Source organism: Oleiphilus sp. HI0067 (assembly GCF_001635735.1).
The window spans coordinates 1-940 of record NZ_LWFI01000210.1 but is presented as its reverse complement, the minus strand read 5'-3'; the positions used below and the strand labels follow the sequence as shown (position 1 = coordinate 940).

The 940-nt window shown below is 44.8% G+C and carries 1 protein-coding gene; it reads left to right on the top strand.

All coding sequences use genetic code 11. The features are described from left to right. The coding region (locus A3739_RS02725; protein ID WP_156502281.1) for a DUF3971 domain-containing protein at window positions 1–940 on the top strand (940 nt) is incomplete at both ends.

The window sequence follows — 940 nt, the reverse complement described above, 5'->3', positions numbered from 1 at the left end:
GGCTTATTTTTCCCTGATTTGTATTTAAAGAGCTTTGATAGTTATAGCGCGTCAGGCCGGGTTCAATGGTATCAAGATGGCGATGACTATGTGGTCGAGTCGCAAGGCCTGTCGTTGAAATTGTTCGATGATGCAGAAGTGACTGGCGATTTTGTTCTCCGACTTAATGACGATTCGCAAGAGGATTACCTAGGTTTGATGCTCGGTATGACAAATGTTGAGTTATCGAATGTGATTGATTTTGTACCGTATTATGCTGTTGATTCGACCTTACATCAGTGGCTCGCAGAGTCGCTTAAAAGCGGCATTGTAGAAGATGGGCGTTTTATTGGGTATGGAAGTATCGAATCTGACAGCCCCAATAATAGCTTTAGTTCAACCTTGGCGCTCAGAGCGAAGCCAGCCGAGCTAAAATTTGACGAGTTATGGCCGTCACTGACTGATCTCGATTTAACTCTGAATTTACACAACGACAGGCTGATCGTAGAAGCTGAAAGTGCGCAGATAAACGGTGTTTCTGTTCGTAATCTCTCTGCCGTTATGCCNGAGGTAAGCGAAGAAGAGCCCGACTCTCGTTTACAGGTTGATGCTGAATTATCCCTTGATGGCGCGGATTATGATTATTGGCTTTCAGAGTCTCCCATTGCTGATGCAACCCGAGGTGTTTCAGATTTACTTAGCTTTGAGGGGCCTGCGGAGGCGCATCTAGGGCTGAATTTAGTTTTTCAGGATGAACTGCAGACCGATTACAGCATTGACGTATATGCACGAGGTTTGAAAGCGAGTCATCGAGATAGCCACTTATTTGCGGAAAACATCGTGGGTAAGTTGAAGGTGGATTCTCAAGCAGGTATTAATGCCGATATGTTATCGATGCAGTTTATGGGCGAGGCTGCATTTTTAAATATAGAGAATCGTTCGGATATAGCGGCAACAGAGT